This is a genomic window from Burkholderia diffusa (genome assembly GCF_902499115.1).
In the GTDB taxonomy this organism is placed as follows: Bacteria; Pseudomonadota; Gammaproteobacteria; order Burkholderiales; family Burkholderiaceae; genus Burkholderia; species Burkholderia diffusa.
Window position 1 is genome coordinate 69015 of record NZ_CABVPN010000034.1, and the last position, 17578, is coordinate 86592.

The window sequence follows — 17578 nt, forward strand, 5'->3', positions numbered from 1 at the left end:
TCTCTCTCCTTCCTGTGGCGCTCACGCGGCGTGTGCCGCACCCGCCTCGTACGACGGCTTGCCGCCCGCATGCACGGCCCGGCCGGCGCCCGAACGCGGGCGCATCGGCCAGTACAGCAGGTCGGCGGCAAGCTGCCGGTAATCGCGCGCGGCGACCGACGACGGGAACGCGTCGACCGCGGTGTGCATCAGGTCGCGCGCATGCTCGACGAGCGGATCGGCGCTCACGCAGCCGGCGTCGGCGATCGACACCGTCAGGTAGCGGCTCGCGACGCCCGCGAGGTTGTCGAATGCGGTCCTGGCGTCGGCGTGGCTGCCGACGTGATTGGTCAGCACGCGGAACTGCGCGACCGCGTGCGCGAAATGCAGGCGCTTCATGCACGCGTACGCCTCGGTGATCGCCTGCGCGGCGACCCGCGTGACGATCAGCACGTCGTGCGCCTCGCGCGCGAGCGGGGAGAACGTTCCGTCGGCACCGAGCTGCGCGTCGACCAGCACGATGTCGGCCTGGCCGTCGACGAAGTCGCTCAGTTGCGAATCGCTGTAGCCGTCCCGCGCGGCCGCGCACAGGCCGAACCCGGCTGAGACGCGGGTGCGTTCGCCGTCGCGCAGCCAGGCGCCCGCGAGCGTCGCCGCGGCCGAATGCACGTCGGCGCGCTCGTCGACGACGAGCACGTCCTTGCCGAGCGCGGCCAGCGCGGCCGCGACGTTCACGACGGTCGTCGTGCAGCCGACGCCCGCCGGCCCGCCCGTTACCGCGACGATGCGCGACGCGCGCCCGGCCAGCAGGCGCCGCAGCCCTTCGGCCTGATCGATGATCCGTTTATCCAAATCGCACCTCGTGCAGCTCGGCGGTGGAACGTGCGGTCAGGGCGGAAAGCAGCGTCGGCATGTCCTCGTCTTGCGGCACGAAGGGCGAGCCGTCGCGCGGCACGCAGAACGCGCTCTTCAGCAGGAAGCGGGTCGATGCGACGTACAGGTTTTCCGGCACTTTCTGGCCGGTCGACACGTAGTGGACGGGCAGCTTGTAGCGGATCACCGTGTCGAGCACGCCGCCGAGGTGGGTCGCCTCGTCGAGCTTGGTCAGGATGCAGCCGGCGAGATCGGGATACTCGGCCGCGCTGCGGTAGGCCTGGACAACCTCGTTGAGCGTGTCGCCGTGGCTCGTCGCGTTGAGCAGCAGCAGGCGCTGCACCGGCGCGTTCGCGCCGTGCAGCATCGCGATCTGGTCGGACAGCGCGCGGTCGCGCTGGCTCATGCCGATCGTGTCGATCAGCACGATGTGCTTGTTGCGCAGCTCGGACAGCGCGAGCTCGAGATCGCCCGCGTCCTTCACCGCGTGCACGGGCACGCCGAGGATCTTGCCGAAGATGCGCAGCTGCTCGTGGCCACCGATCCGGTAGCTGTCGGTGGTCAGGAGCGCAACCTTGCTCGCGCCGAAGCGCATCACGCAACGCGCGGCGAGCTTCGCGGTGGTGGTCGTCTTGCCGACGCCGGTCGGCCCCATCAGCGCGAACACGCCGCCGCGCTCCATCAGCGCGTCTTCGCTCTCGAGCACCGGCAGGTTCGCCGCGAGCACCGACTGCGCCCATTCGGCGGCCTGCTCGAAGGTTTGCGCGTCGTCGCCGGACGGCAGGTTGTCGACGAGCATGCGCACCAACTGCGCGGAGAAGCCGGCCGAGAACAAGTGCTTGGTCAGCGCGCCGTGCACCGGGCTGCGGCGCTGGCGGTCGTGCCACATCAGGCTGTCGAACTGCTCTTCCATCATCCCGCGCATCGCGCCGAGCTCGTGCATCACGGTGTCGTTGACGATGCTCTCGATGCGCGTCTTCACCGCATCCGCCACCGCGGCCGCCGCTTCCGCGGACAGGCGCGTGCGTTCGGCCGGCTTCGCGGCGCTCGTTTCGCTCGGGCGGGCCATGGCGGCAGCAGCAGCGGCCGACGGCATCCGGCGTTCGGCGTCGCGCACGATGTCGCGCGCCCAGCCGGCCGGCGTCGCGGGCGCGGCGTCCTGCTGCGCGCGGGCCGGTGCCTGCGGCGCGGCCGGTGCGGCCTGCGCGCGGGCGATCAGCGCTTCGCGCTGCTGGGTCAGGCGCTTCGCGTGCTCGACGAGCCACGGCGCGGGTTCGGACGCTGCCGCCGGCGTGCCGGCAGCGGGCGCAGGCGATGCCGCGTCCGTGGCGGCGTCGAAGGCGGTCGGTGCCGCGGCCGGTTCCGTCGCTTCGGCGCTCGCGCCGAACACCGACGAGAACACGTCCGGGAGGCCGCCTTCGCTTGCCGCATACGGATTGACGGCCGGGCGCGCGAGCGCGGCACCCGGGCGCGACACGATGCCCGGAACGGCCGCTGCCGGCACGGATTCCGCCGCGCGCGGCGCGAGGGTGCGCGCCCGGACGGCGGCCGGCGGCGTGACCGCTGCGAGATCCGAGTCGGCGAGTGCGACGATTTCGACGCTGCCGTCATCGAGCGTGCGGTTCGACAGCACGACGGCGTCGGCGCCGAGTGCCTCGCGCACGAGGCGAAGCGCGTCGCGGCTGGTCGCGCCGGTGAATTTGCGAATGTTCAAGCGGAACCCCCGATGACGTTAACGACTTTGATCGTGCGTGTGTCCGGCACTTCGGCATACGACAGCACTTTCAGTTGCGGCAGGCTGCGGCGCAGGAAACGCGCAAGCATCGCGCGCAGCGCGTGCTGCACCAGCAGCACCGGCGGCAGCCCGAGATTCTGTTGACGCAGCATCGCCTGTTGCGTGCCGGTCAGAAGGTTGTGCGCGAGGCCGGGCTCGAGGCCCGGGTTCGCGCCGGTGGCGAGCGCCTGCGACAGCACGCGCTCGAGATTCGAATCGAGGCCCATCACCTGCATCTCGCCCGCGCCCGGATACCACTGCTGCGTGATCGCGCGGCCGAGCGACAGCCGCACCGCGGCGGTGATCTCGAACGCGTCGCCACGGCCCGCGTGTTCGGACACGGCCTCGAGAATCGTGCGCATGTCGCGGATCGGCACGCCTTCCTCGAGCAGGTTCTGCAGCACTTTCTGCAGCGTGGTCAGCGAGATCGTCTTCGGCACGAGGTCCTCGACGAGCGACGGCGCGTCCTTGCCGGTGCGCTCGACCAGCGCCTGCACTTCCTGGCGGCCGAGCAGTTCGGCCGCGTGCTGGACGACCAGATGGTTCAGGTGCGTCGCGACGACCGTGCTCGCATCGACGACCGTGTAGCCGTACACCTGAGCCTGCTCGCGCATCGCGACGTCGATCCACACGGCCGGCAGCCCGAATGCCGGGTCCTGCGTCATGGCGCCCGGCAGCGCGGCCGTCACCTGGCCCGGATTGATGGCGAGCCACTGGCCCGGGAACACTTCGCCCGCGCCGATCTCGACGCCCTTCAGCGCGATCCGGTAAGCGTTCGGCCGCAGTTCGAGGTTGTCGCGGATGTGGATCACCGGCGGCAGGAAGCCGATCTCCTGCGCGAATTTCTTGCGGATGCTCTTGATGCGCTTGAGCAGTTCGCCGTCGCTGTTCTTGTCGACGAGCGGAATCAGCCGGTAGCCGACCTCGAGGCCGAGCGGATCGATCAGCTGCACGTCGTCCCAGGTCGCCTCGTGGCTGTCGCCCGGCAGCGCGGCGGGCGGTGCGATCTCGGTCACGTCGCCGGCCGCCACGCGGGCCGCCGCGCGGCGGACCTGCGTGCGGGCCAGCCAGATCGCGCCGCCGCCGAGCGCGAGGAACGCGAAGTGCGGCATGCCCGGGATCAGCCCCATCAGCCCGATGATCGCGCCGGTGATGGTCAGCACGCGCGGGTTGGTGAACAGCTGGCCGGTGATCTGCGTGCCGATGTCCTCGTCGGTCGCGACGCGCGACACGATCACGCCGGCGGCCGTCGAAATCACGAGCGACGGGATCTGCGCGACGAGGCCGTCGCCGATCGTCAGCAGCGTGTAGTTGGTGCCGGCCGCGGCGAACGACATGTCGTGCTGCACCATCCCGACGATCAGCCCGCCGATCACGTTGATCGCCATGATGATCAGGCCCGCGATCGCGTCGCCGCGCACGAACTTCGACGCGCCGTCCATCGACCCGTAGAACTCGGCTTCCTGCGACACGGCGAGGCGCCGCTTGCGCGCCTGCTCTTCGTTGATGAGGCCCGCGTTCAGGTCGGCGTCGATCGCCATCTGCTTGCCCGGCATCGCGTCGAGCGTGAAGCGCGCGGACACTTCGGCGATGCGCCCCGCGCCCTTGGTGATCACCATGAAGTTGATGATCATCAGGATCACGAACACGATGATGCCGACCGCGAAGTTGCCGCCGACGAGGAAGTGGCCGAACGCCTCGATCACCTGGCCGGCCGCGTCCGGGCCGGTGTGGCCCTCGAGCAGCACGACGCGCGTCGACGCGACGTTCAGCGACAGGCGCAGCAGGGTCGAGAACAGCAGCACGCTCGGGAACGCCGCGAAGTCGAGCGGCTTCATCGTGTACATGCTGACGAGCAGCACCATCACCGACAGCGCGATGTTGAACGTGAACAGCAGATCCAGCAGCAGCGGCGGCAGCGGCAGGATCATCATCCCCAGGATCATGCAGATGAGGATCGGGCCCGCGAGCGCGCGCAGGTTGGTACCTGCAAACGGATTCTGGCGTTTGGCGAAGAAGCCGGTGGTCGGGGTGCTCATGCTGCGTTTCCTTGCTTGCCGAGCGTGTCTTCGGCTTCCTCACGCTCGTCGTCGGCCGCTACCGACGACCCCTTGTCGAGTTCGGCCGGCACGTCGAGATCGACCGGCGCGGCCGGGAAGGCGCCGCCTTCCGAGCGGAAGCGCCGCAGCTGGTAGACCCACGCGAGCACTTCGGCGACGGCCGAGTACAGCGATCCGGGAATCTCGCGTTCGAGTTCGACGTTGTGATACAGCGCACGCGCGAGCGGCGGCGCTTCGAGCAGCGGCACGTTGTGCTCGGCCGCGAGTTCGCGGATGCGCGCGGCGACGAGGTTCACGCCCTTCGCGACGACCTTCGGCGCGCGCATCTCGCCGTCCGTGTACTGCAGCGCGACGGCGAAGTGCGTCGGGTTCGTGACGACCACGTCGGCCTTCGGCACGGCGGCCATCATCCGGCGCCGCGCGATCGCGCGCTGCTGCTGGCGGATGCGGCCCTTCACGTGCGGATCGCCTTCGTTCTCGCGATGCTCGCGCTTCACTTCTTCCTTCGTCATGCGCAACTTCTTGTTGTACTGCCAGAGTTGGTAAGGCACATCGAGCGCGGCGACCACCAGCATCCCGGCGACCGTCGTGCCGCAACACACGGCGACCAGATGCAGCGCGTCCGCGAGCGCCGAGCCGAGCGGCTGGGTCGCGAGGCCGAGCAGTTCGTCCTTGCTGCGCCAGATCGCGATCCCGCCGATCCCGCCGACGACGAGCGTCTTCGCGAGCGACATCCCGAGCTGGATCGGCCCCTGGATCGAGAACATCCGGCCGAGGCCGGCTATCGGGTTCAGGCGGTCGAACTTGAGTTCGAAGGTCTTCTGCGAGATCAGCCAGCCGCCGAGCGCCATCGGCGCGAGCAGCGCGGCGAGGCCGGTGAGCGCGAGGATCGGCAGCAGCGCGGCGAGACCTTCGACGCTTGCGCTGCCGGCCGCCGACAGCATCCGGTGCGTATCGAACGCGGTCGCGCGATCGAACGCGAACGCGCCGCGCAGCATCGTCTGGAGATGAGCGCCCGACGGACCCGCGAGCAGCCACGCGCCGTAGAACCCGGCCGCGAGCAGCGCGAACGAAGCCAGTTCGCGCGAACGCGCGACCTGCCCCTCCTCGCGCGCCTTCTCGCGGCGCCTCGGAGTGGCGGCTTCGGTTCTGTCGAGATCGCTCTCGTCTGCCACGGTGCCTCCAGTCGGGTACGGCGAAATGCCGCTTTCCAGTGACACCGATTATTCATGCGCACGTCAAACGCCGATCGGTCGAGCAAAGCCGGGAAAGGGGGGTATTTCGGAGAATCGGGCGAGCCGGTGCGGCGGGAGGTCGCGGGCAGGCGCGGGGGGCCGGGAGGCGGTGGAAACCGCGTTTGCGGGCGGGCGCGTTGACGCGGATGAAGGGGTAAGGCGGGGAATCGGGAGATCGAAGCGGCCGTGGAGCGATCGTCGGCCCTCCCCGACGCGACGGCGTCGCGCGTCGAGGCGGGCGGCGCTCAGATCACCGGAATCGGATCCGAGCCGAAACGGTTCGGGCCGTTGGTGCCGCGCGAGCACATCCACACGAGCAGCAGGATCCCGCCGACGATCGGAATGAGCGCGATCAGCAGGAACCAGCCGGAGCGACCCGTATCGTGCAGGCGGCGGACGGTGACCGCGAGGCTCGGCAGCACCAGCGCGAGCGACACGACGGCCGCGACGATCATCAACAGCAGCGAGAGCGCGCTCGCGTCGCGCCCCGCCATGGTGATCACCTGGCAGATGATCGACACGACGCTGGTCAGCAACGCGAAATACCAGTATTCGGCACGGCGCGCGCGGCCCTCGAATTTCGCATATTGATTGAATGCGGAACGAACAGCATCGGTGAAATTCATTTTATTGCCCTCATGTTTTATATCGGCGACCCCGGAAACATCGCGGGCATTATAAGTTTGAATTTCCGAGCCTTGCATCTCTTTTCGCGTGCCGACCGGCTCGCACGCTGGCTCTGGCATTACTGGCGCGGCTTCAGCGGCGGCATGCCGTATCGCCCGCGGGCATGTCACGTCATTTTTATAATCGCGACGTCCGGACGGAAACAACGACCAGATAATCCACGGCTTGATTACACCAGCATGAAACGCACCGCGATCGATAATCGAATCGATCGTTCGTCGCGCATTTACCGGCCGGCCGGGAATATCGCCGGGCATCGCGTGCGCACGTCGAAAACGGCGCGTGCTGGCCGGCGTTCGCGCTAGCCTGCCGCCGCCTGCTCCAGCACGTGGAGATCGAGCTTCTTCATCTTCATCACCTGCGCCATCACGCGCTCGGCACGTGCCGGATCGCCCGCCATCAGTTCGGGCATCTGCACGGGCACCACTTGCCACGACACGCCGAAGCGGTCGCGCAGCCAGCCGCACTGCTGCGCACGCTCGTCGCCGCCTTCGGCCAGCGCCGTCCAGTACCGGTCGATCTCCTGCTGGTCGCGGCAGTTGACGACGAACGACACGGCCGGCGTGAGCGGAAACGCCGGGCCGCCGTTCAGCGCGAGAAACGCCTGCCCGTCCAGTTCGAACGACACCGTCATCACCGCGCCCTCCGCCTGGCCCGACGCCTGCGCACCCGACTTGCCGTAGCGGGCGACGTGCAGGATGCGCGCGTCGTCGAATACCGACACGTAGAAATTCGCGGCCGCCTCGGCGTCGTGGTCGAACCACAGAAACGGCGTGATGCGTTGAATACGCTGGCTCATGGCGCTGTCTCCTCGATGTCGTGCCGGCACCGGTGCCGGTCTTATATCGTAGGCGCTGTGCGGGCACGGCGCGGCGGCCCGAAGCGTAGTGCGTCGCCGCCGGCGAAGGCAAAAAAAAAGGGGGCGATCGCTCGCCCCCTTTTGCTGCCGCCGTTCGTGCGCGGTCAGAACGCGACGTAAGGCTGCGCGCCGCCGGTGCCGGTCCGATCCATCCCGAAGTAGATCGTCTTGCCGTAGAAGTGCGGCATGCCGAGATCGAGCCACCCGGCTGGGCCGAACGGGCCGGCGATGTCGTTGAACGCGAACGTCGACGAATTCGCGAACAGCGCATCGGCGTTCGCGACGGGCATCGACACGCCGCCCGATGTCCCGTTCTTGCCGGTCAGCGTCGCCGTGTAGGTGGTCGTCGACGACGGGCAATAGAACTGCGTATTGGTCGAGCAGGTCTTCTGCGACAAATCGTTGAAGAAGTACGCGTTCGAACCCGTATCGAAGAACGCGGTCACGCTGCCGCCGAGGAACGTCGCATCGACGTCGCCCGTCGTCGTCGACGTCAACACCGTCGACGCCCCGAGCCCGTTGTTGCTCTGCGTATTGATCCCGAACGTCAGCAGGCCCGTCGCGCTGCCCTGCCCGCTGCTCGAGATGGTCGGCATCTGCACGATCACGCCGTTGTTGTCGGTCGCAAAGCGATGGACCGGGTTGGCCACCTGCTGCGCAACCGGCACCAGCGCCACTGTGCAGCTCGAATTGCCGTTCGGGCACGCGTAGTAGTTGTTGGACGTTGCCGACGTCGACGTCGCGCAGCTCGTGCCGCAGTCGACCGGCGCCGGCCCGATGCCGAGGATGCCGTTTGCACCGAGATCGCTGGCCGTGTTGGCCGACGTTCGGGCACCGTTGTTCGAGCATGAACTCGGCACGTTGCTGGTGCCGAGATCGCCGATGATCTGCACCGGCAGGGAGCCCGCCTGCTCGGTGCCGATCGACAGGTCGATGGTGCGCACCGAGCCCCATGTGAAGCTCGACACGAACTTGCCGCACTCGGCCACAGGTGCGCCGCCGCTCGTCGTCTGCGGCAGGTTGTTCAACACACCCGACGACAGCGCGCTGCTGACCAGCCGCAACCCGTACGATGCCGTATCGACGAGCACGTTGTTGACCACCTGGCAGTTCGTCGTGCCCGGCACGCAGATCTTCACGTTGACGGTCGGGATGTTGATCACATGCGCGACGCCGGTGCCGACGGTGATCACGGCCGTGTTCGCCGTATTGCCGTCCGACACGCTGGAACCGCCGCTGTTGCCGCCGCTCCCGCCGTTGTTGTCACCGCCGCCGCCGCAGGCGGTCACGAGCATGGCCATCACGGCCGCGACGCTCAGCAGGCCGAGCCAGCGCTTGAAGGTACGAGGAATTCGCAAGATCACTCTCCCGCTGTCACTGGATGTCGGTGCCGGACAGGCCGGCCGGCAGCGCCGCCGGCAGCCACGCCTGGCCTGCGAAGGCGCCCATGTGGCCGCCCGTGCGGATCACGAGGCCGCTCGTATCGACGGACACGGGCGCGCGCCAGCCGCGCGCCGCATGCGCGACCTGGACGCCGGCGGTGTACTGCGGGAAATAGCTGCCGAGCAGCGACTCGAGATCCGGCATGCTCGGCCCGCGCCAGGCGAGGCCGAACACGGTGCCGGCCGCGGTCGTGTATTCGTGGATGACGGTGCCCGATCCGAGCGTGATCTCGCGGACGGTGTAGGCGGCCGCGTTCGCCTGCGCGCCGTCGGCGGAGCGCATCGCGCGCTGCAGCGCGCGCACCGTGGCGGCGTGATCGTCCGCCGGAGGCGACATCGGTGCGCCGCCCAGTTCGGCCTGTGCGTGGACGGCCCACAGCACACCCATTGCGGCCGTCGCGTGCGCGGCGGCCCAGCCCAAGCGTTTCAGCTTCACGTTCCCCCCCAAGGGACTGGCTTCGTTGCCGGCGCGCCGCCATCGGATCCGGCGCCGCCAGTCAACAAATGAAAGTCTTAAGAATGACGCTTCATTGCTGCTGACGCGTAGTATGCCTGCGGAGTGTGTCGGAGTGTCAAATCAACGCGACATGACGCAACGCAACATGACGTGCGGCACGACCCGCACGTGTGGGCTCGTGTGACCAGCATTGCGAAAGCCACGCGCATCGGGCCGCTCCGCGATCGGGCGCGGCGCCGATGCGATGGGCAGGTTCAGAAGCCGAGGCTCGCAAGCAGGTCGTCGACCTGCGCCTGATCCTGCACGACGTCGGACTTGCCTTCCGGCGCGATCTGCGGCCCGTTCAGCAGCGACTCGGGGCTGCCGGTCGCGCTGATCTGCTCGGCCGCAAGCGCGGCCGCGGTCGCCGCGAACTGCTCGCGCCGTTCGGGTGCGATGTTCTCGACGAGCACGGTGAGCAGCTGCTGCTCGATCAGGTAGACCATGTCCATGATCTTCTTGATCACCTGCCCGGTCAGGTCCTGGAAATCCTGCGCGAGCATGATCTCGAGCAACTGCGCGCTGGTCGCCGACGCCGCCTCCGGCAGCGCACGCAGGAACGTGCGCGTGTCGTCCATCAGCTCGCGCACTTCCGCGTGCTCGATCGGTGCCGCATACCACTGCGCCCAGCGCGCATCGAGCGCCTCGGCCTCGTTCTGGATGCGCTCCTGCATCGGCTTGGCGACCTCGATCGCGTTCAGCACGCGCTCGGCCGCCTGCTCGGTCATCGTCGCGACGTAGCGCAGCCGGTCGCGCGCATCGGGCACGGCTTCCGCCGCGCGCTCGACATGCTTGTCGAGCCCGAGCTCGCGCATCGAATCGCGCAGCGTGCGCGTGACGTGGCCGATGCGCGCGAGGATCCGGTCGCTCGCGTAATCGGCGCCTTCGGCGTGGCCGTCGGCGTTGATTGCCGCGCCGGCAAGCGCCGCATGGATCGGCTCGTTCACGTCAGCTCCCGGCCTTGGCCATCTTGTCGATGATCTTGTTCAGCTTCTCGTCGAGCGTCGCGGCCGTGAACGGCTTCACGACGTAGCCGCTCGCGCCCGCCTGCGCGGCCGCGATGATGTTCTCCTTCTTCGACTCCGCCGTGACCATCAGCACCGGCAGGTGCGTGAGCGTCGCGTCCGCGCGGATTTCCTTCAGCATCGCGAGGCCGTCGAGGTTCGGCATGTTCCAGTCGGAGATCACGAAGTCGAAGCCGCCGCCGCGCAGCCGCGCGAGGCCGGCAGCGCCGTCCTCGGCTTCGTCGACGTTCGTGTAGCCCAGTTCCTTGAGCAGGTTGCGGACGATCCTGCGCATCGTCGGGAAATCGTCCACCACCAGGATTTTCATGCTCTTGTCCATCGTCGTTCCTTTGCAGATTCGTTACCGTCGGGGCCCGCCGCATCGCAGCTGCCCCGTGACATTTCATTCAGACGCGCTGTACGCGGTCGCCCATCGTCGCCAGCCGCGCCATCACGCGCCGGCTCATCTCGGAAAGCGGCGCCACCTCGTCCGCGCCACCGAGCGCGATCGCCTCGCGCGGCATCCCGAACACGATGCAGCTCGCCTCGTCCTGCGCGAACGTGTGGGCGCCCGCGCGCTTCATGTCCAGCAGGCCGGCCGCGCCGTCGCGGCCCATCCCCGTGAGGATCACGCCGATCGCGTTCTTGCCCGCGTGCTGCGCCGCCGAGCGGAACAGCACGTCGACCGACGGGCGGTGCCGGTTCACCGGCGGCTCGTCGGACAACTGCGCGATGTAGTTCGCGCCGCTGCGCGCGAGCAGCAGGTGCGCGTGGCCCGGCGCGATGTACGCATGGCCCGGCAGCACGCGCTCGCCGTGTTCGGCTTCCTTCACCGCGATCCGGCACAGGCCGTTCAGCCGCTGCGCGAAGGACTTCGTGAAGCCGGGCGGCATGTGCTGCGCGATCAGCACCGCCGGCGCATCCGGCGGCAGCGGCGTCAGCACCTCGCGGATCGCCTCGGTGCCGCCCGTGGACGCGCCGATGATGATCAGCTTCTCGGTACTGACGAGCGGGTTGTTGACCATCGGCGCGGCCGGCTGGCCGCTCGCCGCGCGCGCGGCGGCCTGCGGCTGCGGCGCCTGGCGCACGCGCGCGCGCGATGCCGCGCGGATCTTGTCCGCGAGCTTTTCCGCGTAGTCGAGCATGCCGTCGCGAATCCCGACGCGCGGCTTCGTGACGAAATCCACCGCGCCGAGTTCGAGCGCGCGCAGCGTGATCTCGGAGCCGCGCTCGGTCAGCGACGACACCATCACGACCGGCATCGGCCGCAGGCGCATCAGCTTCTCGAGGAAGTCGAGCCCGTCCATGCGCGGCATTTCGACGTCCAGCGTCAGGACGTCCGGGTTGTGCTGCTTGATGAGCTCGCGCGCGACGAGCGGATCGGGCGCGGTCGCGCACACTTCCATGTCGGGCTGGCTGTTGATGATCTCCGTCATCAGGCTGCGGATCAGCGCCGAGTCGTCGACGCACAACACTTTGATCTTCTGCACTGCGGTCATGCCTCCTGCTTTCTCGAAAGGTTGGCCGCATACGGGCTGCCGGCCTTCGTGTTCGTCGTCTGCGCGCCCGTGCCGCCGCGTGCGCCGAACAGCTCGATGCGCGGGCGTGCCGGCGGCGGCGCGGCCGGCCGCTTCGCCGCGAACAGCTCGACGTGCGCGCGCTGCCGGTCGGCGCGCACGCGGTCGGCCTCGCGCGCCAGCGCGGCTTCGCGCTCGGTCACGCCCGGCACCTGCAGCCGCAGCTTCTTCACCATCGCGCGGCCGGTGCGCGGCATGAACGCGACCTTGCGCGGGTGCACGCCCTGCAAGTCCTCCGCGGTGATGCGGATGCGTTCGAGCGCCAGATAGCGGCGCACGAAATCGGCGTTGCGGTCGCCGATGTTGATGGTCGTCATGCCGGCCAGCACGGCCGCGCCGCCGAACACCTTCGCCTCGAAGCGCTCGCGGCGCCCGCCGGCCTTGATCAGTTCGTTGATCAGCACTTCCATCGCGTACGCGCCGTAGCGCATCGACTCCGACGCGGCCGCGCCGGCATCGGCGCCGTCGTCGGGCAGCATGAAGTGATTCATCCCGCCGATGCCCGCCAACGGGTCGTGCAGGCACGCGGCGACGCACGAGCCGAGCACGGTCATCAGCACCATGTCCTCGGACGTCGTGTAGAACTCGTTCGGAAGCAGCTTCACGCCCGGGCGTTCGAAGTGGTTGTCGAAGTAGCGATTGGTCGCGATCGGCAGGGCGCTCATCCGCGTTCTCCGTAAGCGGGCGCGGCGACCGCGGCACGTACATGGGCGCGCGGCGGCACCGCCGCGGCCGGCGCGGCGCCGCGCGGGCGCAGGCCCGGCGCGGCATCGCGCGTCAGTTCGTACACCGTCTGCCCGCGCAGCCGGAAGGCCTGCGAGACGTACGTGAAATTCTCCGAATGCCCGGCGAACAGCAGGCCGCCCGGCTTCACGAGCGGCTCGAAGCGCGACAGCACCTGCCCCTGCGTCGGCTTGTCGAAATAGATCATCACGTTGCGGCAGAAGATCGCGTCGAACGGCTTCGCGATCCCGTAGTCGGCATCGGTCAGGTTCAGCTGCTCGAAGCGGATCATCGCGCGCAGTTCCGGGCGCACCTTCACGCGGCCGGCCTGCGCGCCCGTGCCTTTCAGGAAGAAGCGCTTGAGCCGCTCCGGGCTCAGGTGCTTGACCTGGTCGTACGTATAGATGCCGGCCTCGGCCTTCGCGAGCACCTGCGTGTCGAGATCGGTCGCGAGGATCGATGCGCCGCGCGCGGCCGATTCGCCGAGCGCCTCGATCAGCGTGATCGCGATCGAATAAGGCTCCTCGCCGGTCGACGCCGCCGAGCACCACACCGACACGGGCGCCGCGCGACCCTTCACGAAGTCGGCCAGGATCGGGAAATGGTGCGACTCGCGGAAGAACGCGGTCAGGTTCGTCGTCAGCGCGTTGGTGAACGCTTCCCACTCGAGCGGATCGTTCTCCTGCTCGAGCAGGTCGAGGTAGTCGCGGAACGTGTCGAGGCCGCGTGCGCGCAGCCGGCGTGCGAGCCGGCTGTACGCCATGTCGCGCTTGTGCTCGGACAGCGAAATGCCCGCGCGTTGATGGATCAGCGCGCGGATGCGTGCGAAATCCGCGCTGGTGAACGCGAAGTCGCGCCCCGGCTCGCCCGCGCGGGGCGAGGCATCCGGTGCATCGGGTCGAAACGGTGCGCGCGCGGACGGCATGGCTTAGAAAGTCTCCCAGTCGTCGTCGGACGTGCCGGCCGCCGCCATCGCCGGCTTCTCGCCGTTCAGCGCGGGGCGCACCAGCGCGGGCTTCTCGGCAGGCTTCTGCGCCGGTGCGGCGGCCGCCTTCGCGAGACGCGGGCCATAGCCGCCCGCGGCCGGCGCTTCCTTCGATGCGCGTGCGGCAGCGACGTCCGGCGCGCGCTTCGTTTCGTGGCTCGCGGCCGGTGCCGCGGCATGCGGCGCCGGTGCGGCGCGACGGGCCGGCTGCACGGCAGCCTGCGGTGCCGGCAGCGCGGCCGGCGAGGCTTCGTGACGGTGCGCCGACGGCAACGCCGGCGCTGGTGCGTGCGCGGCCGGGCGTGCGGTATTGCGCGCCGGCGCGAGCGCGATGCCGCCCGCGACGCGCCACGCCGACACGATCGCCTTCATCTGGCGCGTCTGCTCCTCGAGCGATGCGGCCGCGGCCGCTGCCTGCTCGACGAGCGCCGCGTTCTGCTGGGTGACCGAATCCATCTGGCCGACCGCGCGGTTGACCTGCTCGATGCCGGTCGACTGCTCTTCCGACGCGGCGCTGATCTCGCCCATGATGTCGGTCACGCGGCGCACGGCCTGCACGATCTCGTCCATCGTCGAGCCGGCCCGCGCGACGAGCGCCGACCCGCTGTCGACCTTCTCGGCCGAGTCGCCGATCAGCTGCTTGATTTCCTTCGCGGCGCTCGCGCTGCGCTGCGCCAGCGAGCGCACTTCGCCCGCGACCACCGCGAAGCCGCGGCCCTGCTCGCCCGCGCGCGCGGCTTCGACCGCCGCGTTCAGCGCGAGAATGTTGGTCTGGAACGCGATGCCTTCGATCGTGCCGATGATGTCGACGACCTTGCCCGAGCTCGCCGCGATGTCCTGCATCGTCGACACGACCTGGCCGACCACCTCGCCGCCCTGCGTCGCGATGTCCGACGCGTTCACCGCGAGCTGGCTCGCCTGCCGCGCGTTCTCCGCGTTCTGCCGCACGGTGCCGGTCAGCTGCTCCATGCTCGATGCGGTTTCCTGCAGCGACGCGGCCTGCTCCTCGGTGCGCTGCGACAGATCGGTGTTGCCGGTCGAGATTTCGCGCGCGCCGACGTCGATCGATTCGGTGCCGCGATGCACGGCCTGCACCATCGTCGTCACGGCGTCCTGCATCCGCTTGATGCCGCCGAACAGGCGGCCGATCTCGTTCGTGCTGAACACGTTCACCGGCTGCGTGAGGTCGCCGCCTGCGATGCGCTCGAAGTGCGCGATCGCGTCCTCGAGCGGCTTCACGATCAGCCCGCGCAGCGCGAAGCGGATCGCGATCACGACGACGAACGCGATCGCGATGCCGGCCGCGATCAGGCCGACCATCAGCGAGATCTGCGACTGCGTCGCGGCCTGGCGTTCTTCCGCGCGCTTCTGCAGCGATGCGATCACGGCCGCCGCCGTCTGGTCGAACGCGACGAACATCGGGCTGATCTTCGCGTCGGCAATCGCGTGGTACGCCGCCATGTCGCCCGCGCGCGCCGCGGCAAATTCGGGCTCGACGCCTTCCTTCACGATCGTCGTGTAGCGGGCGGTGAGCTCGTCGACGAGCGCCTGCTCGACACCGAGCTTCGGCGTCGACTGGAACGCCTGCCAGTTCTGGTTCGACTTCGCGTACAGCTCCTGCGCGCGGTCGAGCACCTTCGCCGCCTCGGCCGCATTGCCGGCTTCGGTCAGCGTACGGAAGCGATCGAGCGCAATGCGCGAGCGCAGCAGGTGCGCGGCCGTGTCGTCCAGCGTGTGGATCGCCGGCAGGTCGACGTGCGCGATCTCGTCGAGCGAACGGCTCGCGTGATCGAGCGCGTAAAGGCCGAGCCCGCCAACCGCGGCGGCCAGGCACACGAGGATGAGTCCGACCGCCGTCAGCGTCGTGCGGATCGACCAGTTATGCAACATTGCAGATTCTCCCGAAATTCCTGCGCGCGCGGCGCGCTTACCCGCCGAGCGTCTCGATCAGCGCCATTTCACGGCTCGACATCAGCTTCTCGATGTCCATCAGGATCAGCATCCGGCCGTCGACCGTGCCGAGGCCCGTCAGGTACTCGGTCGTCAGCGTCGCGCCGAATTCCGGCGCCGGCATGATCTGGTCGGTCTGCAGCGTCAGCACGTCCGACACGCCGTCGACCACCATCCCGACCACGCGGTTCGACACGTTCAGGATGATCACGACGGTCTGGTGGTCGTACTCCACGCGGCCGAGATGGAACTTGATCCGCATGTCGACGATCGGCACGATGATCCCGCGCAGGTTGATCACGCCCTTGATGAATTCGGGCGCGTTCGCGATGCGCGTGACGCTGTCGTAGCCGCGGATTTCCTGCACCTTCAGGATGTCGATCCCGTATTCCTCGTCGCCGAGCGTGAAGACGAGGAACTCCTGGCCCGTCGCATCGCCCTGCTCCGCGTCGCGGCGGCTGGTCGCCGCGTTCGCCGCGGCCGTATTGATCATTTGGACTTCAGCAGACACGTTTGCCCCCAATCAGTTGAATGGCGAGAGTCAGAAGATTGCGAGCTCGGCGCCGGCTCGGGCGCCGTGCGTCGCACGGGTTTCACGGTTCAGCGCCGCGACGTCGACGATCAACGCGACGCTGCCGTCGCCGAGGATGGTCGCCGCCGAGATGCCGTGCACCTTGCGGTAGTTCGTTTCGAGGTTCTTCACGACCACCTGCTGCTGGCCGACCAGCTCGTCGATCAGCATCGCGAAGCGGCGCCCCTCGGTTTCCATGATCGTGACGATCCCCTGGGTCGGATCGGTACGCGCGTCCTCGACCGAGAACACCTCGTGCAGCGCGACGAGCGGCAGGTATTCGCCGCGCACGCGCACCACGCGCTCGCCGTTGCCGACCGTGTAGATGTCGTCGTTCGACGGCTGCAGCGACTCCATCACGAAGTTCAGCGGCAGGATGAAGATCTCCGTGCCGACCTTCACCGACATCCCGTCGAGGATCGCGAGCGTGAGCGGCAGCACGATCCGCGTGGTCGTGCCGCGGCCGGCCTGCGACGAGATCTCGACGTGGCCGCCCATCGACTGGATGTTGCGCTTCACGACGTCCATCCCGACGCCGCGGCCCGATACGTCGGTCACCGTCTCGGCGGTCGAAAAGCCCGGCGCGAAGATCAGTTGCCAGACTTCGTCGTCGCTGATGTTGTCGGATACCTGCATCCCCTGCTTCGCGGCCTTCGCGAGAATCCGCTCGCGGTTCAGGCCGCCGCCGTCGTCGCTGACCTCGATCACGATATTGCCGCCGTGATGCGCGGCCGACAGCACGAGCTGGCCGACCGCGTCCTTGCCCGCGGCGACGCGTTTGTCGACGGTCTCGATCCCGTGGTCGAGGCTGTTGCGCACGAGGTGCGTGAGCGGGTCGATGATCCGCTCGATCAGGCTCTTGTCGAGCTCGGTCGCCTGGCCGAACGTGACGAGCTCGACCTGCTTGCCGAGCTTGCCGGCTAGGTCGCGCACGAGGCGCGGGAAACGGCTGAACACGTAGTCCATCGGCATCATGCGGATCGACATCACCGCTTCCTGCAGGTCGCGCGCGTTGCGTTCCAGTTGCGCCATCCCGTTGAACAGGCGGTCGTGCAGCGCCGGATCGAACGCGCTCGCCGTTTCCGCGAGCATCGCCTGCGTGATCACGAGTTCGCCGACCAGGTTGATCAGCTGGTCGACCTTCTCGACGCCGACGCGGATCGAGCTGCCTTCGGCGCCCGATGCGGCGGCGGCCGGACGCGGACGCTTGTCGTCGTGGTGCGCGGCAGCGTGGGCAGCCGGCGCGGCGGGTTCGGCCTGCGGTTGCGGCGCGGGTTGCGGCGCCGGTTGCGCGGCGGCGCTCGGCTGCGCCGGCGCTTGCGGTGCGGCGGCGGCCGGTGCGGCACCGGCGGCTTGCGCGAAT

General features: G+C 68.8%; 16 protein-coding genes. All 16 read right to left on the bottom strand.

The window, feature by feature from the left end:
- Nucleotides 1-21: 21 nt before the first annotated feature.
- Nucleotides 22-831 carry a MinD/ParA family ATP-binding protein gene (locus BTE28158_RS28385; RefSeq protein ID WP_151051527.1) on the bottom strand — a complete coding sequence of 270 codons (810 nt, stop codon included), beginning with the start codon at nt 829-831 and terminating at the stop codon, nt 22-24.
- Nucleotides 824-2566 (bottom strand): flagellar biosynthesis GTPase FlhF, encoded by a 1743-nt coding sequence (gene flhF, locus BTE28158_RS28390; protein ID WP_174920203.1) that lies wholly within the window; start codon nt 2564-2566, stop codon nt 824-826. The genes BTE28158_RS28385 and flhF overlap by 8 nt, the downstream gene beginning before the upstream one ends.
- Nucleotides 2563-4665, bottom strand: a complete 2103-nt coding sequence (gene flhA / locus BTE28158_RS28395; protein WP_151051839.1) for a flagellar biosynthesis protein FlhA — start codon at nt 4663-4665, stop codon at nt 2563-2565. Before flhA ends, flhF begins: the two co-directional genes overlap by 4 nt.
- Nucleotides 4662-5861, bottom strand: coding sequence for a flagellar biosynthesis protein FlhB (flhB, locus tag BTE28158_RS28400; RefSeq protein ID WP_151051837.1), 1200 nt, complete (start codon nt 5859-5861; stop codon nt 4662-4664). The genes flhA and flhB overlap by 4 nt, the downstream gene beginning before the upstream one ends.
- A gap of 305 nt (nt 5862-6166) precedes the next feature.
- The gene (locus tag BTE28158_RS32635) at nt 6167-6865 is read right to left on the bottom strand and encodes a DUF805 domain-containing protein (protein WP_239007174.1); all 699 of its coding nucleotides are present in this window, start codon (nt 6863-6865) and stop codon (nt 6167-6169) included.
- A 44-nt stretch (nt 6866-6909) separates the two neighbouring features.
- The gene (locus BTE28158_RS28410; RefSeq protein ID WP_124628638.1) at nt 6910-7407 is read right to left on the bottom strand and encodes a VOC family protein; all 498 of its coding nucleotides are present in this window, start codon (nt 7405-7407) and stop codon (nt 6910-6912) included.
- 164 nt (nt 7408-7571) lie between these two features.
- Entirely contained in the window at nt 7572-8825 is a 1254-nt protein-coding gene (locus tag BTE28158_RS28415) for a DUF3443 domain-containing protein (protein ID WP_151051835.1), read from the bottom strand.
- A gap of 16 nt (nt 8826-8841) precedes the next feature.
- The gene (locus BTE28158_RS28420) at nt 8842-9345 is read right to left on the bottom strand and encodes a DUF2844 domain-containing protein (protein WP_124628642.1); all 504 of its coding nucleotides are present in this window, start codon (nt 9343-9345) and stop codon (nt 8842-8844) included.
- Nucleotides 9346-9620: 275 nt separating this feature from the next.
- A complete protein-coding gene (gene cheZ, locus BTE28158_RS28425; protein ID WP_059601920.1) occupies nt 9621-10352 on the bottom strand; it encodes a protein phosphatase CheZ in 732 nt (243 codons plus the stop codon).
- 1 nt (nt 10353) lies between these two features.
- A complete protein-coding gene (cheY, locus tag BTE28158_RS28430) occupies nt 10354-10749 on the bottom strand; it encodes a chemotaxis response regulator CheY (protein ID WP_006754880.1) in 396 nt (131 codons plus the stop codon).
- Between the two features lie 67 nt (nt 10750-10816).
- A complete protein-coding gene (locus BTE28158_RS28435) occupies nt 10817-11908 on the bottom strand; it encodes a protein-glutamate methylesterase/protein-glutamine glutaminase (RefSeq protein WP_059601922.1) in 1092 nt (363 codons plus the stop codon).
- Nucleotides 11905-12651 (bottom strand): chemoreceptor glutamine deamidase CheD, encoded by a 747-nt coding sequence (gene cheD / locus BTE28158_RS28440; protein WP_059601924.1) that lies wholly within the window; start codon nt 12649-12651, stop codon nt 11905-11907. Before cheD ends, BTE28158_RS28435 begins: the two co-directional genes overlap by 4 nt.
- Complete coding sequence (locus BTE28158_RS28445) at nt 12648-13634, bottom strand: CheR family methyltransferase (protein WP_174920205.1); 987 nt, start codon at nt 13632-13634, stop codon at nt 12648-12650. The genes cheD and BTE28158_RS28445 overlap by 4 nt, the downstream gene beginning before the upstream one ends.
- A 3-nt stretch (nt 13635-13637) precedes the next feature.
- Entirely contained in the window at nt 13638-15584 is a 1947-nt protein-coding gene (locus tag BTE28158_RS28450) for a methyl-accepting chemotaxis protein (RefSeq protein ID WP_174920207.1), read from the bottom strand.
- Between the two features lie 37 nt (nt 15585-15621).
- The gene (cheW, locus tag BTE28158_RS28455; RefSeq protein ID WP_059601930.1) at nt 15622-16137 is read right to left on the bottom strand and encodes a chemotaxis protein CheW; all 516 of its coding nucleotides are present in this window, start codon (nt 16135-16137) and stop codon (nt 15622-15624) included.
- Nucleotides 16138-16185: 48 nt separating this feature from the next.
- Nucleotides 16186-17578, bottom strand: a 1393-nt coding sequence (locus BTE28158_RS28460) for a chemotaxis protein CheW (protein WP_174920209.1), incomplete at its 5' end; no start/stop codon positions are given.

Coding starts and splice junctions, on each gene's coding strand:
- flhA (WP_151051839.1), bottom strand. CDS start 4,665: ATGAGCACCCCGACCACCGGCTTCTTCGCCAAACGCCAGAATCCGTTT.
- BTE28158_RS32635 (WP_239007174.1), bottom strand. CDS start 6,865: ATGCCCGGCGATATTCCCGGCCGGCCGGTAAATGCGCGACGAACGATC.
- BTE28158_RS28410 (WP_124628638.1), bottom strand. CDS start 7,407: ATGAGCCAGCGTATTCAACGCATCACGCCGTTTCTGTGGTTCGACCAC.
- cheY (WP_006754880.1), bottom strand. CDS start 10,749: ATGGACAAGAGCATGAAAATCCTGGTGGTGGACGATTTCCCGACGATG.
- BTE28158_RS28435 (WP_059601922.1), bottom strand. CDS start 11,908: ATGACCGCAGTGCAGAAGATCAAAGTGTTGTGCGTCGACGACTCGGCG.
- cheD (WP_059601924.1), bottom strand. CDS start 12,651: ATGAGCGCCCTGCCGATCGCGACCAATCGCTACTTCGACAACCACTTC.
- BTE28158_RS28445 (WP_174920205.1), bottom strand. CDS start 13,634: ATGCCGTCCGCGCGCGCACCGTTTCGACCCGATGCACCGGATGCCTCG.
- BTE28158_RS28450 (WP_174920207.1), bottom strand. CDS start 15,584: ATGTTGCATAACTGGTCGATCCGCACGACGCTGACGGCGGTCGGACTC.
- cheW (WP_059601930.1), bottom strand. CDS start 16,137: ATGATCAATACGGCCGCGGCGAACGCGGCGACCAGCCGCCGCGACGCG.